The following is a 16,318-nucleotide window of genomic DNA, read 5'->3' as shown; positions in this document are numbered from 1 at the left end:
GGCTTTTTAGTTTCAGCGGCTGCTCAGCAGCAGATCCACAAACTTATTTGAAAACCTTACGCACCCGATCCCACAGCGTGCGGGCGTTATGCCCTTTCTCTGAAGCTTTCGCCAACTGCCGCAGAGTTTCGATCTTACTGATCGCCAGACCATATTGTTCTTCCACTTCATCGGCACCTGAAGCGTTAAACTCAAGATCATTCACCAGACCGTCGTTCAGACCATAGATCCAGCCATGCACGGTCAGGTCCTGCCCCCGGCTCCAGGCGTCCTGCACGATAGTGGTTTCACAGACATTAAAGGCCTGTTCGATGACATTCAGCTCGCACAGACGGTCGAGCTGCTGATGGGAGTGATCCCAGGCTGACAGCAATTCGCGATGCTTCTGGTTCACTTTACGGATCTGTCGTAACCAGTTATCGATCAGCCCATGCGGGGTGCTCTCCAGCGCAGCTTTAACACCACCACAGCCGTAATGCCCCACCACCATAATGTGCTTAACCTCCAGCACCTGAACCGCATACTGGATCACCGACAGACAGTTCATGTCGGTATGGATTACCAGGTTTGATACATTGCGGTGAACAAACAGCTCACCTGGCAACATGCCAACAATCTCGTTGGCAGGCACCCGGCTGTCGGAACAGCCAATCCAGAGGTATTCCGGAGCCTGTTGATGCGCCAGCGTTTCAAAAAACAGCGGATCATCCCGGCTGATCTGATCGGCCCATTGGCGATTACTTTCTAATAGTTGCGTCAGTCGTTTCATTTTTTCTGTTACATAGCAAAAGAGGGCGTCATGCCCTCTTTATAAACTGTTGATTAAACGTGGTACTGGGCGCTGAGCTCATGTACCGCATCAACAAAGAATTTCGGCTGCGCCGGGTCGACGAACTGGTGAATACCATGCCCCAGATTGAATACATGTCCCGGACCGCTGCCATAGCGGGCCAGAATATCAGCTACCTCAGCACGGATACGTTCCGGTGTCCCATAGAGCACAGAAGGGTCCATATTACCCTGCAGGGCAACTTTATCGCCAACCCGGGCACGGGCATCGTCAATATTGGTGGTCCAGTCCAGCCCCAGCGCATCAGCCCCGGACTCAGCCATCGCTTCCAGCCACTGACCGCCGTTCTTGGTAAACATAATCAGCGGCACTTTACGCCCTTCATTCTCACGAATCAGGCCGTTAGCAATCTGCTGCATATATTTCAGCGAAAACTCCTGATACATCGGGCCGCTTAGTGCGCCACCCCAGGTATCGAAGATCTGCACCGCCTGGGCACCACTACGGATCTGTTGATTCAGATAATCGGTCACCGACTGCGCCAGCTTGTCCAGTAGCTGATGCAACACCTCAGGGGTGGCATACATCATCTGCTTGATATGGCGGAAATCTTTACTGGAACCACCCTCAACCATATAGGTTGCCAGCGTCCAGGGGCTGCCGGAGAAACCAATCAGTGGCACCCGGCCATTCAGTTCTGCACGGATAGTTTTTACCGCATCCATCACATAATCAAGATCACTGGCAGACTCAGGCACCGACAGGGCATCAACATCAGCTTCAGTACGGATAATCTTTTTGAACTTAGGCCCCTCACCCGCTTCAAAATACAACCCCAACCCCATCGCATCAGGAATGGTCAGAATATCGGAAAACAGAATCGCGGCATCCAGATCGTAGCGCTCCAATGGCTGAATAGTCACCTCACAAGCCAGCTCTTTATTCTTACACAGGCTCATGAAATCGCCTGCCTGGGCTCGGGTAGCGCGGTATTCAGGCAGATAACGGCCCGCCTGACGCATCATCCATACCGGTGTTACATCGACAGGCTCACGCATCAGCGCACGCAGAAAACGATCATTCTTCAGTTCAGCCATTACATATTCTCGACTCAGATTCAAAACTGGGGGCATTTTACAGGTTTTTAGCGGCGGGAGCGAACAACTGCTGCATCTTCGCTGATCTGAATGACATAAACAAAAAAGGCCGCCTGAGGCGACCTTTTCAAGAGATGCTGATGTTTACACTTTGAGGTAATCCAGAATGCCTTCGGCGGCCTTACGGCCCTCATCAATGGCAGTCACCACCAGATCAGACCCTCTTACCATATCACCACCGGCAAACACTTTCTCGTTGCTGGTCTGGAAGGCAAAGGCTTTATCGCCCGAGGTTTTTATCCGGCCATCCTGTTCCAGCTCGATACCAAACTCAGTAAACCAGGGTGATGGGCTTGGACGGAAACCAAACGCCACCAACACTGCATCCGCAGGCAACACCTCTTCGCTGCCGGCAACCACTTCAGGACGGCGACGACCATTCTCGTCAGGTTCACCCATCCGTGTAGTCACCACTTTAACTCCGGTCACCTTACCGGCATCACCAACAACCTCAACTGGCTGACGGTTGAACATGAACTGCACGCCCTCTTCACGGGCATTCTCAACTTCACGTTTTGATCCCGGCATATTGGCCTCATCCCGGCGATATGCGCAGGTTACGCTGTTTGCTCCCTGACGGATTGAGGTACGGTTGCAGTCCATCGCAGTGTCACCACCACCCAGCACTACAACGTTTTTGCCCTCAACACCGATATAGTCGGCAACATCTTTTTCAAAGCCCAGACAACGATTGACGTTGGAAATCAGGAACGGCAGCGCATCGTAGACGCCATCCAGCTCTTCACCGGGGAAACCGCCTTTCATATAGGTATAGGTTCCCATCCCCAGGAAAACAGCATCATACTGATCCAGCAGTTCCTGCATCTGAATATCTTTACCGACATTGGTATTCAGACGGAACTCAACACCCATCTCCGTGAATATTTCACGACGACGGACCATTACGTCTTTATCCAGCTTGAACTCAGGAATACCGAAGGTCAGCAAGCCACCAATCTCCGGGTGACGGTCAAAGACTACCGGCTTAACACCGTTACGCACCAGAATATCTGCTGCTGCCAGGCCCGCAGGACCGGCACCGATCACCGCTACTTTTTTGTCCGTCACCGGCACTTTGCTCATATCCGGCCGCCAGCCCATGGCAAAAGCGGTATCGGTAATATGTTTCTCAACAGAACCGATGGTGACAGCCCCAAATTCGTCATTCAGTGTACAGGCGCCTTCACACAGACGATCCTGAGGACAGACACGGCCACAGACTTCAGGCAACGAGTTAGTCTGATGGCTCAGCTCTGCCGCTTCAATAATGTTGCCTTCAGACACCAGCTTAAGCCAGTTAGGAATATAGTTGTGTACCGGACACTTCCATTCACAGTATGGATTACCACATTCAAGACAACGGTGCGCCTGTTCGGACGCATCTTCCGACTTAAACGGCTCATAGATCTCAGCAAACTCCTTCTTACGGATATCTGCTGCTATCTTATTTGGTCCCTGACGCTCTACTTCCAGAAACTGAAAATCATTCTTCAGACGTTCAGACATTCTCCACCCCGCCTAATGGTGCCTGCCCGCAGGCAGACACAGCTATAACTAAACACCTGTTCGATGAACCCATTACTCCGGACGGGAGCGCATATCGGTCAGCAGCGCCCCCAGACTGGCAGCTTTCGGCTTAACCAGCCAGAAACGACCAATATAGTCATCGAAGTTTTCAACAATCTGCTGACCCCAGTCACTACCGGTCTCTTTCACAAAACCGATAATTACAGAGCGCAGGTGATTTTTGTACTCTTCCATATGCTGCGGAGCCACCCGATGGATATCCACCAGCTCATGGTTGTACTTATCAACAAAGGTGTTATCCATATCCAGCACGTAAGCGAAGCCGCCGGTCATACCTGCACCGAAGTTGTAGCCCGTCTGACCCAATACGGTAATCAGACCACCGGTCATATATTCACAACAGTGATCACCGGCACCTTCGATAACGGCATGGCAGCCTGAGTTTCGCACCGCAAAACGCTCACCAGCACAACCGGCAGCATACAGCTTGCCTCCGGTAGCCCCATAGAGACAGGTATTACCGATAATAGCGGTTTCATTGCTGGCATAGGTGACCACATCCGGCTGGCTGATAACGATCTTACCGCCGGCCATACCCTTACCAACGTAATCGTTGGCATCACCTTTCAGGTAAAGCTCCTGACCACCAGCGTTCCAGACACCAAAGCTCTGTCCGGCATGGCCGCTAAAGTTAAAGCGAAGCGGGGCATCCGACATCCCCAGATTGCCATGGACCCTGGCGATAGCCCCGGAAGTACGGGCACCCACCGAACGGTCACAATTGGTGATTGGCAGATCAAACACACCACCCGCTTTCTCGGCAATCGCCTGTTTAGCCAGTTCCAGCATCCGGCTATTCAACGCACCGGTATCATAAGGGTCGTTATGTGCGACCTGACAGGTCTGTGGATACTCTGCCGGAATACCCGCATCAGACACCAGCGGCGACAGATCCAGCTTGCCATGCTTGGCAGTACTACCGTCCAGCAGCTCCAACAGGTCAACCCGACCCACCAACTCTTCCAGCGAACGCACGCCGACAGTGGCCATCCACTGACGGGTCTCTTCTGCAACAAAGCGGAAGTAATTTTTAACCATCTCAACGGTGCCGCGGTAATACTTATCCCGCAGTTCATCGTTCTGAGTCGCCACACCGGTGGCACAGTTATTCAGATGGCAGATTCGCAGGTATTTACAGCCTACCGCTACCATCGGCATAGTACCGAAGCCAAAGCTTTCTGCGCCCAGAATGGCTGCTTTAACCACATCCAGACCGGTTTTCAGACCACCATCAGTCTGCAGACGAATCTTGCCCCGCAGATGGTTGCCCCGCAGTGACTGATGCGCATCAGCCAGACCCAGCTCCCAGGGGGAGCCGGCATAATGCACCGACGTCAGCGGACTTGCAGCGGTACCGCCATCGTAACCGGAGATGGTAATCAGGTCGGCATAGGCCTTGGCCACACCACAGGCGATCGTGCCAACCCCCGGCCGGGATACCAGTTTCACCGACACCAGACCTTCAGGGTTAACCTGCTTAAGATCGAAAATCAGCTGTGCCAGATCCTCAATCGAATAGATATCATGGTGCGGCGGAGGTGAGATCAGGGTTACACCGGGTACGGAGTAACGCAAACGGGCGATCAGGCTGTTCACCTTACCCCCGGGCAACTGACCACCCTCGCCCGGCTTAGCACCCTGAGCGACCTTGATCTGCATAACATCGGCATTAATCAGGTATTCAGGGGTTACCCCGAAACGACCTGAAGCCACCTGCTTGATCTTGGAACGCTTGTTAGTGCCGTGGCGGGCCGGGTCTTCACCGCCCTCACCGGAGTTTGAGCGACCGCCGAGTTCATTCATCGCCATCGCCAGACATTCGTGCGCTTCAGGAGACAGAGCTCCCAGCGACATGGCAGCGGAGTCAAAACGGGGGAACAGATTCTCTGCCGGCTCGACTTCGCTCAGCGGGATCGCTTTAATATCTTTTCTCAGCCCCATCAGGTCACGCAGCGTTGCCACGCCGCGCTTATTCACCAGATCAGCATACGCCTGATAGTCAGCCTGATCACCACTACGAACAGCAGCGTGAATTGTGCGTATTACATCAGGGTTGTAGGCATGGTATTCACCACCATGGATATACTTTAACAAGCCACCCTGCTGAATCTTCTTACGGGCCACCCAGGCTTCTTCAGACAGGGACTCCTGATCTTTCTGGAAATCACTGAAGTCAGCGCCTTCAATGCGGCTGGCCACACCGGGGAAACAGAGGTCAACCACATCAGAGCTGATACCCACTGCTTCAAACAGTTGTGCACCACGATAGGAGGCGATCGTAGAGATACCCATCTTCGACAGGATCTTCATCAGACCTTTCTTAATACCCTTACGATAGTTCTCGTGACTGTCGAGCCAGTTCATCTGCATTTCGCCGGTGGCACACAGATCGGTCAGCACCCGGTAGGCCAGGTATGGATAGACTGCGGTAGCACCAAAACCAAACAGCACGGCAAACTGGTGAGGATCGCGCACCGTACCGGATTCGACAATGATATTGGCATCGGCACGCAGGCGGGTATTGATCAGGCGGTGGTGCACTGCACCGGTCGCCATCGCCGCATGAATCGGCAGCCGCCCTGGTGCAATCGAGAAATCAGACAGAATAATCAGAACTTTGCCGGAACGAACCAGCTGTTCGGCCTGATCAGCAACCGATTCAATCGCTGCTTTCAGATCCATAACCGCAGGATCATAGTTCAGATCGATCTGGGCAACCCCAAAACCTTCAACGGTATTGTTTTTCAGCCGCAGAAATTTACTGGCCGATAGCACCGGTGAGGTAAGAATAACCCGGCGGGCATGCTCAGGGGTCTCTTCAAAGACGTTACGTTCGGCACCAATACAGGTTTCCAGCGACATCACAATCGCTTCACGTAACGGGTCGATTGGCGGATTGGTGACCTGAGCGAACTGCTGACGGAAATAATCAAAAACCGAACGCACTTTTGATGACAACACCGCCATCGGCTTATCGTCACCCATGGAGCCAACGGCTTCCATGGCAGTTTCACCCAGCGGACGCAATACCTGATCACGCTCTTCATAGGTGACCTGGAACATCTTCATATGCGTTTTGACCTCTTCCGGGGTCATCTCGCAGAAAGACTGAGACTCCTCAGTGAGGTTCATTGTCTGCTCGAGGGGCAGGGCATTCTCACGCATCCACTTTTTATAGGGTTGCGCTTTTTTCAGACGGTCATCAACATCGGCGGTGTGCAGTACTTCACCGGTCTGGGTATCGATTGACAGAATCTGCCCCGGACCGACACGGCCCTGAGATACGACATCCTCGGGCTTGTAATCGAATACACCGATCTCAGATGCGGTACAGATCAGACCATCTTTGGTCATCACCCAGCGGGATGGACGCAGACCGTTCCGATCCAGCATACAGACGGCGAAACGGCCATCGGTCATCACCATCCCGGCGGGGCCATCCCAGGGCTCCATATGCATCGAGTTATAGTCATAGAAGGCCCGCAGTTCAGCATCCATGGTATCGACATTCTGCCAGGCAGGAGGCACGATCATCCGTGCCGCACGATATAGGTTCATCCCCCCGACCAGCAGGAATTCAAGCATATTATCCATGCTGGACGAGTCCGAACCAGTGGTATTCACAATCGGCTGAAGCTCATCGACATTCGGCAGCAGTTCGGTGGCAAACTTGCTGGAACGGGCGCGGGACCAGTTACGGTTGCCCTCAATAGTATTGATCTCACCATTGTGCGCCAGCAGCCGGAACGGCTGAGCCAGCGGCCAGCGTGGCGCTGTATTGGTAGAAAACCGTTGATGATAGGTACAGATAGCGGTTTCCAGACGTTCATCGCTCAGATCCTGATAGAACACCGGCAGATCCACCGGCATTGTCAGCCCCTTATAGGAGATAACTTTGTCCGACAGACTGCAGATATAAAAATCCTCATCTGCACTCAGGGCAATCTCGGCCTTGCGACGGGCTGTATAGAGACTAACCGCAAATTCACGATCCGCTTTATCGGTTGTCACAAACACCTGCTCAATCTGCGGCAGAGTATCCTTTGCTATCGGTCCAAGACAACCCGGATCTGTCGGCACAACCCGCCAACCTGCGACATTCAGTCCTTGCGCCACCAGTTCATTATTCAACACCTCACGCGCAGTCGCTGCCAGGGCCGGCTCTTTTGACAGAAACACCATACCCACGGCATAACGGTCACCCAGCTCGACACCCAGATCGCTTTTTGCCGCCGCACGCAGAAATGCATCCGGCTTCTGCATCAGTAATCCGCAGCCGTCACCGGTTTTGCCATCAGCTGCGATCCCACCACGGTGGGTCATACATGCAAGTGCTTCAATCGCCTTCAACAATACATTGTGGCTTGGTTCACCTTGCATATGGGCCATCAGGCCAAAACCACAGTTGTCTTTGAACTCACCAGGGCGATACAGACCTATGCTCATAAACGAATCCCACCAAAAAGTTCTTAATTATCAATATATTACATCCACCAAATTCCAGCCACAGTTGTGTATGCAGAGAAAAAGGGACAGGTATTTTACACAGCGAGGGTATGAAGGACAAATTATAAGCAATACAGAAAATTTTTTTGTTTGCGCAGACGATACAAAAAAATACTATTTTCTGGCTGCCAGATCCGCCTGAATCCCCTGAATTGTCCTCGCCCAGGGCTTCAGCCTGGCAAGCGCTGAAGGTAGTGATGCACTGGCAGCATGGGCGGCATCCCGATCTTTATATTGCCCATAGACTACCACAAACCAGGGGTTACCCTTATAGCGGGTCTGAAACATATAAAATTTCTGAGGCTCTGCCTGTTCACGGATAAATGCTTCAGCGCTTTTGCGCATACCAGCGCCCAGCATTTGCAACGTATAACCACTGGCAGGCCAGCCCATCAGGGTTTGCTCCGCTTCAGTCAACTGATTGTTGCCAGCCACTGCTGCCTTAACCGGCGCTTTCTTAACCACAGGTTCAGGCTCTATTACTTTAACCTTTTTTGCTGCAGGTGCAATAGGGGCGACCACCGGCTTGTCCGCGACAGCGACAACCGGCTTATCGGCAGGCTTAGCTTCAGAGACACGGGTATCAGGCGTTTTAGCCAGGGGCTGCCCGGTATTAACGCTCTCTGACATCCGGTCAGCAGCAACAGGCTCCCCGGACGGCGCACTGGTTTCTGCTGTTTCGACGGTATCCCGATCAGCGGTTTGCAGGACGGATGATATCTCCTCCCGTGAGTTACTTTGCGCTAAAAGGGGTAATGAATCCGACGCAGATGACTGGTTATTATCAGTATCAGTCTGATTGACCTTAACCTCAGCGACCGGACTTTCATTTGCAGCGATCACCGGCCCCGCCTCTATCGGCACCTGAATCTGTACCTGCGTACGGGTTGTTCCGGCGTCACTTTCTGGCCAGTACTGCCACAACCCACCCAGAAGTACGAGCAGTAAAACGGCTGCAACACTAACAAGATGCACGCGGGAGAACCCTGCTGATTTGGCAGTCTTCTTCACTGAACCTGAACGAAACAGAAGCTCCGCCTGCTGATTGAGCGAGCCCGGGTAGCCACCGGAAGCCTCGTAAACAGCCTCAAGCTGTTTTTCAGTCAGGGATGCCGCTGCACTATACCGTTGCAGCAGATAACTTTTGGCTTCTGTTGCAGTAAACGGCTCCAGTATCAGCTGATGCACCTGAGACTCGAGTAGTTCATACTCATCAAACCCCTGCAGGCGTCCATGAAAACTATCCCCGGCGGCCATTAACAGATGCGGTTTAACCGGTAACCCCTGCGCCTCACTGAGCATCTGAAGCAACAGCTGAACAACCTGATTTTCCAGCTGATCAGCATTATCTATAATAATAACCCATTGAATATGCTCAACCGCCATCACCTGAGCAAAGCGGTAAATGGCATTCAGCATCTGCTGGTTATCAGCCTGGGTATCCAGCTCAGGGCTCAGCTGTTCGCTCAGGGCGACCAGCACGCCATTCAACCCTGGGGTTTTGCTGCCATCCAGGGAACAAAGCCGTAGCGTTCGATCACTCTCCGCCCCCTGCAGTTGTCGAATCAGGGTTGTTTTTCCGGCGCCCTCCGGTCCGGTGACCAGCAGCAGAAAATCACTGAAGCGACTCAGGTGCTCAAGCTTTTCCAACAGCTGTAATCGGGAAGATGGCTCAAAAAAGAAACTCTTACGCTGCTCTGCACTGGCAAATGCATCTGCCAGCGCGTCAACACCATTCCCTTTAAGATCAGCCATCGGTAAGCCCCTTTATGCTGCGAAGCGGGTTAAGGTTTGCTGCAATGCTGCCGGATCAAACTGATCAGTCACCACTGCCTTCCCCAGCGCTTTTAACAAAATCAAACGCAGTTGCCCGTCGACAACCTTTTTATCAACAGACATCAACGTCATAAACTCTTCAGGCGTCATTCCCCGCGGTGCGGTCACCGGAAGATTTGCCGCCTGCATGATCTGTACAACCCGCTGATAATCATCGCTACTGATCCATCCCAGTCGCTGAGACAGGTCTGCAGCCATCACCGTTCCAACTGCCACCGCTTCACCATGAAGCCAGTTACCATAACCCTGACATGACTCAATTGCATGCCCAAAGGTATGTCCAAGATTGAGTAACGCCCGGACACCGGACTCTTTCTCATCCTGAGCGACAACCTCCGCCTTCAACTCACAGGAGCGATAGATTGCATAACTCAGCAGCGATGCATCTCGCCCGATCAGGCCTGACATATTGGTTTCAAGCCAGCCAAGAAAACCCTCATCATAAACCAGGCCATACTTGATCACTTCGGCCAGTCCGGCCGACAGCTCACGATCGGGAAGCGTTTGCAGTACATCAACGCTGGCCAGAACCACCTGCGGCTGATGAAACGCGCCAATCATATTTTTTCCTAAGGGGTGGTTCACTCCGGTTTTCCCTCCCACTGAAGAGTCAACCTGGGAAAGCAGAGTAGTGGGAATCTGGATGAAGTTAACCCCCCGCTGGTAACATGCTGCGGCAAAACCGGTCATATCCCCAATAACCCCGCCGCCTAAGGCGATCAGCGTAGTGGTACGGTTATGGCGACATTCCAGCAGACGATCAAACACCGCATTCAGCTGCGCCAGCGTTTTAAACTTCTCCCCATCCGGCAGAATCACATCATCGATCTGCACCGCGGGCAAAACAGCTTTCAATGGTTCCAGATAAAGAGGAGCGACCGTTTCATTACTAACGATTAACACCTGATTTCCCTTGATATATGGGGTCAGGTTGTCCGGGTGAAACAGGTCGGTTCCGATAAAGATAGGATAGGAACGATCACCAAGATCGACATTCAGGGTTTGCATGGCGGGCTTATCTCTATTTAACTATTTGCTGTGCGCGAAGCTCCGTCATTATATCAGTAACCACCGCTTTAGGGTTACGGCGTTCGGTATCAATAACAATGTCGGCCACTTGCAGATAGAGAGGGTGACGCTGCTCCATCAGCGTATTCAGCACCGCCTCAGGATCGGGGGTTTGCAGCAAAGGCCGGTTTTTATCCCGCGCGGTACGCTCCAGCTGCTGTGCCACCGATGCCTGCAGGTAGACAACAGTTCCCCGTCCCTGCAAGTTTGAACGATTCTCGGCCCTCAGCACGGCACCACCACCCGTTGCCAGCACCTGATTATCCTCCTCACTCAGTTGATCGATAATATGCGCTTCCCGGTCGCGGAACCCCGTTTCACCTTCGACATCAAAAATCCAGGGAATATCGGCTCCGGCCCGCTCTTCAATAACTTTATCTGAATCAACAAACCTCAGTTTCAGCTCATGAGAAAGAAGACGCCCTATGGTGCTCTTTCCAGCACCCATAGGGCCAATTAAAAATATGTTCAATACAACAACCTTACTGCTTTGACAGAGACTCGCGTACCAGCTTAGGCGTGATAAAGATCAGCAGTTCAGACTTGATATTAGACTCCGATTTATTCCGGAACAATGCACCAAGCACTGGCAGATCACCCAGCAGCGGGGTTTTATTAACGGTATTCTGTGTTTCATTTTCAAACACACCACCGAGCACAATTGTCTGCCCATCAGGCACCACAACCGAGGTTTCTAACAGGTTTTTGATAATACTGATATCTCCGTTCGACAGGGTCTCACCCACGGAGTCTTTCTTAATGACCAGATCCATAGCGATCCGGTCGCCCGGGTTGATCCGCGGCGTTACCTCCAGTGAGAGCACCACATCCTTAAACTCAACCTGGACATCGCCGTCCTGAACAGTCTGGTAAGGAATCTCTCTACCAGATTCAATGAGTGCAGCTTTACCATTGGTGGTGACAACCTTGGGCTGGGAGATCACCTCAATCCGACCATCAGATTCCAGGGCGGATAACTCCAGCTGTAACAGTGCACTGTTAGAAGCAAGCCCGATAGCAACGGAAGCGGGCGAGGTAACATTGGCACCAAGATCCACCATCAGACCACTGGGCACCGCACCGGGAGAGGAGACACCTGATATTGAACTACCGATAGAGATCGCATTGCCTGACGAATCAGCATCACCATACCCCAGCCCCCACTTAATACCGAGATCTTTCGACACAGTGGTGTTAGCGGTTACCAGACGCGCTTCAATCAACACCTGTGCAACCTCGGTATCAAAACGGCGCAGGGTTGAGCGGATCTCTTCAATCCGTTTTTCTGTTTCACGCACCATCAGCACATTGGTTTCATCATCCGCGAGCAGGAAACCCCGCTCAGAGATCAGCTTCGCCTCATTCAGACGGGACACCATATCGGAGGCCTTCCTGAAATCCACCTGGATAAACTCGGTGCGCAGCGGGGCCAGTTCCTCGACCTGCTTACTGCTCTCCAGCTCCACCCGTTCACGCTCGGCGATCTCTTCTGCTGTACCGATCAGCAGCACATTACCCATCTCACGCTTATCCAGCTTGTTGGTATTAAGAATCAGATCCAGCGCCTGATCCCAGGGAACATTTTTCAAGCGTAGCGTGATATTACCACCCACGTTATCACTGACAACCAGGTTCATCTCCGCGACTTCGGCAAGAATCTGCAGTACGGAGCGCACCTCGACATTCTGGAAGTCCAGATCGATCCGCTCTCCCTGGTAAGGAAAGCGTTCCTCCTCTTTTTTATTCAGCTCAGCCTGAGTGATAGGCTTCAGATCCACAACCAACTGGTTATTAGTCTGATAAACCATATAGTCATAAGGTTCGGGAGACGGCTTAATCAGAATCGACACATTCTCACCACTGGCCATCGAGTCGATAAACATCACCGGCGTGGCAAAATCCTGAACATCGATACGGTTCTGCATACTGGCAGAAAGGTCAACCCCCAACAGATTGACAACAATGTTATTGCCCTCTTCGATAACATCCACTCCAGCCCGATCATCTGACAGAGAAACAACCACCCGTCCGGCTCCTTCCGGAGTCCGCTCAAAATCGACACCTTTAACCCGGGTCTTATCTGATACAACAGGCTTAGCGGTAGAATCTGCAGTGACACTCTTACTGACTTTGGCCACCTCCTGTTTTGCCATTCCGCGGTCACCTACCGTCAGGAACAGGCTATTACCATCGGCGCGGGTTTCAAAGGCAGATGCTTCAAACAGATCGAGAACAACCCTCAGCCGGCCGTCAACCTGAGCGAAGTTGATCTTATCCACATTGCCAGCCTCAACGGTCAGCAACCGGGTATCCTGTGTATTTTCAACGCCCCACATATCGAGGACCAGACGCGCCGGGCTGTTAGTCATATAGGATTTAGGCAGCGAGGGGGGCACATCAAAATCGAAGCGAACCTCAAGCTTATTATCGGGAAGCGCAACAAAGGAGGACGCCATAAGCTTTGCATCTGCAGCGATCGCATTGAAAGCCAGCATCCACAGCCCGATGACTATTCCCGCCATCTTAGCGAGTGCGGAGTACGTCAGTTTACCCGCCTGAATATTCTTATTCACAGTATTCACCATCATCGTCATCAATCCATCACCACGCTACGGGGCCGTCGCATCCAACCACCCCGGCCGTTTGTAACAATCTCAATAAGCTCAACATTATCACTGTTAACAGCAACCACTTTGCCGTAATCCAGCCCCATATAATCACCGACAGAAACCCGGTGCACTTCGCCCTTCTTATCCTTAATCAGCGCCCAGCGTGAGCCATCTGCACTCATATTAATGGTGCCAACCATGGAAAGATTATCCAGCGAAAAGGTTTCGAGATAGCTTTTTTCCCGATCCACATCAGGTTTTATGCCATTATCGCCTGGCGTCGCAACCTCATCCCCGGTATCCAATGCAGCGATAGACACCAGCGGTTTGAAAGGGCTGCGCATGCTGGCCCCCTCATAGACAAAGCTATGATAGGGCTTAAATTCCGGCAGCGGCTCCACCTTTATAATCTTTTTCTGCTTCTCCTGCGCAACAAAACTGCGCAGATCACTGACATCCTCAATCCAGACACAACCGCCGAGAAAAAAGGGAGTAAGAATCAGGAAACGCAAAAGTTTACTTGGTATCATCATAGCGATAAGTCTTTGCACTAATTGTCATATCCAGCTGACCTCCAGCAGGAGTTATACTGTAGTCATGCAGGGTCACAATCCGGGGGATTGCGGCAACGCCGCTGACAAACTGGCCCATCTGGTGATAGGTACCACTCACCTTTATATTGATCGGAAGCTCAATAAATATCTCATTTCTTATCTCCCCGCCCAGTGTGATCGACTGAATATTCAGACCGCTTGAACGACCAATTTCGGTGATATCCTCCAGCAGACCGGGCACCTCTTTCTCGGTCGGCAGCTGTTTCAGCAGTTCGGAAAAACGCCCCTGAACATCTTTCATCTGTTCGCGGAGCTGATCCAGACTGGCCACCTGAGTTGTCTTAACCGAGATCTGCTGCTTAAGACCGCTCTCCTGACTAACCTCACGGGCCAGATTTTTCTCTTTATCAGTAATGTATAAATAGACACCAGCGCCAACGACCAGCGAAAAAACCAGCAGGTAGGTGATCACTTTCACCCCTATTGGCCAGTTACCCGCCATATTGAAGTCAAGGTTATCGGCGTCAAACCCTTTAAAACTGTTTTTCAATGCATCCATTGCCATATCAGTTCACCTCTTCCAGCGAGGGTTTCAATACCGGAACAGTCAGGTTGAATTTCTTCATATTGCCATCATTCGCCACGGTAGACAGGTTCGGCTCACCAAACCAGATACTGGCATAAATATGCCGCATCAGACTCGAAACATCGTCACTTTTCTCAGCCCGCCCAGCCAGATTAATGGTATCGCCTTTACGGCTCAGGGACTGATAATAGACACCATCAGGCAGCACCCGAACCATCTCATCAAAACTTCTGACGATCAGGGGACGGGTCCCCTGAAGCTCCTGAATCGCATTCAGACGGGCAATGAGACGGGCACGTTGCTGCTTTAACTCTTTAATGTCAGCCAGCTGCTTGTCCAGCTGTGCAATCTCGCTGCGCAAAAAGTTGTTCCGCGTTTTTTGCCGGTCTGTTTGCATATCGATATAAAAACCGATCAGAAATACCACCACGGCAGCAAGAAATGCAGCGGCCACCAGATTCACAATGAACTGTTTTTGCCTCTCAGCAGACTGTTCTTCGCGCCAGGCCCTTAAATTTATCTTTGCCATAGTCGCTACCCTTCAAAGCTTCGTAACGCCAGACCACAGGCTTTTACCAGGGTTGGAGCATCCTGACTCAGCCGGCCTGCATTGATTTTCGAGTCCAGATCCATACCCACGAATGGATTAGCAACCTCAACAGCCACACCCACCTCGGCCTGCATCTGTTCAGCCAAGCCATCAATCGCGGCGGTCCCCCCAAGAATATAGAGTTTACTCAGCTCATTGTGCGGACCAGAGGAGTAGAAAAACTGCAGCGAACGTGAAACCTGCTGCGAAACAGTGCTTCGGAAGGGCAGCACCACACTCTGTTTCAGTTCATCAGACAGTTCGCCGCTACGCAGGAGATGTTCGACCTCTCCCGCTTCCAGTCCCGACTGTTGATGAATAATATTGCTCAGATCGTTACCACCAAACGCCTGTTCACGGTCATAAACGATCTTGCCGTTTCTGAATACATTGAGCGTAAGAGTAGATGCACCGATATCGACCAGCCCGATAAGCTGATCGGTTGTTTCCGCTGCATTATCCAGCAACCCCACAACCCGCTCAGTGGCAAAACGGTCGACATCAACAACTTCACACTTCAACCCGCTGCTGTTAATCGCGTCTTCACGCATTTCCACATCATCTCGACGACAGGCAACCAGCAGAATATCATTGAGTTCCGGACTGCTTTCCGATGGACCAAGCACCTCAAAATCGAGGGCGATCTCATTCAGGGGATAGGGAATAAAGCGATCCGCTTCAAGCTTAACCTGTTCTTCAAGCTCAAACTCGGTGAATGCGTTACTCAGTTGGATGGTTTTAGCGATTACAGCAGAGGAGGGCACTGCAGCAACACAGGTAGTCAGCCCGCCGCCACATATTTTCAACCCCTTCTCAACAGCTTCAGATACCTGACCGATATCCTGAATACTGCTCTCTATAACGGCAGATGAAGGCAAAGGCACAATCGCGTATGAGTCAAGACGAAGTCCCTTCCCGCGCTTTGAAAGTGCCACCATTTTAATTGAAGAGGAGCCGATATCTATGCCGACCCATCCTTTTTCCTGTTTGCTAAGAAAGCTAAGCACAGTAAATTATCCTTAAAAAATCCCGCATA

General features: G+C 51.9%; 12 protein-coding genes. All 12 read right to left on the bottom strand.

Annotation, left to right across the window (positions count from 1 at the left end; genetic code table 11):
* Positions 1 to 43: 43 nt before the first annotated feature.
* The 12 genes from can to pilM all read right to left on the bottom strand — a co-directional run bounded on the left by can (position 44) and on the right by pilM (position 16,289).
* The gene (gene can, locus BMY09_RS05300; RefSeq protein WP_091354942.1) at positions 44 to 769 is read right to left on the bottom strand and encodes a carbonate dehydratase; all 726 of its coding nucleotides are present in this window, start codon (positions 767 to 769) and stop codon (positions 44 to 46) included.
* Positions 770 to 822: 53 nt separating this feature from the next.
* Positions 823 to 1,887, bottom strand: coding sequence for a uroporphyrinogen decarboxylase (gene hemE / locus BMY09_RS05295; RefSeq protein ID WP_091354940.1), 1,065 nt, complete (start codon positions 1,885 to 1,887; stop codon positions 823 to 825).
* A gap of 144 nt (positions 1,888 to 2,031) precedes the next feature.
* On the bottom strand, positions 2,032 to 3,453 hold the full coding sequence (locus tag BMY09_RS05290) for an FAD-dependent oxidoreductase (RefSeq protein WP_091354937.1): 1,422 nt from the start codon (positions 3,451 to 3,453) through the stop codon (positions 2,032 to 2,034).
* Positions 3,454 to 3,525: 72 nt separating this feature from the next.
* Entirely contained in the window at positions 3,526 to 7,980 is a 4,455-nt protein-coding gene (gltB, locus tag BMY09_RS05285) for a glutamate synthase large subunit (protein WP_091354932.1), read from the bottom strand.
* 174 nt (positions 7,981 to 8,154) lie between these two features.
* The gene (locus tag BMY09_RS05280; protein WP_091354929.1) at positions 8,155 to 9,795 is read right to left on the bottom strand and encodes an AAA family ATPase; all 1,641 of its coding nucleotides are present in this window, start codon (positions 9,793 to 9,795) and stop codon (positions 8,155 to 8,157) included.
* A gap of 12 nt (positions 9,796 to 9,807) precedes the next feature.
* A complete protein-coding gene (aroB, locus tag BMY09_RS05275; protein WP_091354927.1) occupies positions 9,808 to 10,884 on the bottom strand; it encodes a 3-dehydroquinate synthase in 1,077 nt (358 codons plus the stop codon).
* A 13-nt stretch (positions 10,885 to 10,897) separates the two neighbouring features.
* On the bottom strand, positions 10,898 to 11,416 hold the full coding sequence (aroK, locus tag BMY09_RS05270; protein ID WP_275991322.1) for a shikimate kinase AroK: 519 nt from the start codon (positions 11,414 to 11,416) through the stop codon (positions 10,898 to 10,900).
* A 10-nt stretch (positions 11,417 to 11,426) separates the two neighbouring features.
* A complete protein-coding gene (locus tag BMY09_RS05265; protein WP_091355260.1) occupies positions 11,427 to 13,532 on the bottom strand; it encodes a type IV pilus secretin PilQ in 2,106 nt (701 codons plus the stop codon).
* Positions 13,533 to 13,537: 5 nt separating this feature from the next.
* On the bottom strand, positions 13,538 to 14,086 hold the full coding sequence (locus tag BMY09_RS05260; RefSeq protein ID WP_091354921.1) for a pilus assembly protein PilP: 549 nt from the start codon (positions 14,084 to 14,086) through the stop codon (positions 13,538 to 13,540).
* Positions 14,070 to 14,672: a type IV pilus inner membrane component PilO gene (locus BMY09_RS05255; RefSeq protein WP_091354919.1), complete on the bottom strand. Its 603-nt coding sequence runs from the start codon at positions 14,670 to 14,672 to the stop codon at positions 14,070 to 14,072. The genes BMY09_RS05260 and BMY09_RS05255 overlap by 17 nt, the downstream gene beginning before the upstream one ends.
* Before the next feature lies 1 nt (position 14,673).
* A complete protein-coding gene (locus BMY09_RS05250; RefSeq protein ID WP_091354917.1) occupies positions 14,674 to 15,222 on the bottom strand; it encodes a PilN domain-containing protein in 549 nt (182 codons plus the stop codon).
* 5 nt (positions 15,223 to 15,227) lie between these two features.
* Positions 15,228 to 16,289: a type IV pilus assembly protein PilM gene (gene pilM / locus BMY09_RS05245; RefSeq protein ID WP_091354915.1), complete on the bottom strand. Its 1,062-nt coding sequence runs from the start codon at positions 16,287 to 16,289 to the stop codon at positions 15,228 to 15,230.
* Positions 16,290 to 16,318 lie beyond the last annotated feature (29 nt).

Source organism: Amphritea atlantica, assembly GCF_900111095.1.
Classification (GTDB): Bacteria; Pseudomonadota; Gammaproteobacteria; order Pseudomonadales; family Balneatricaceae; genus Amphritea; species Amphritea atlantica.
The sequence above is the reverse complement of the archived record's forward strand: the minus strand, read 5'-3'. Positions and strand labels throughout refer to the sequence as shown.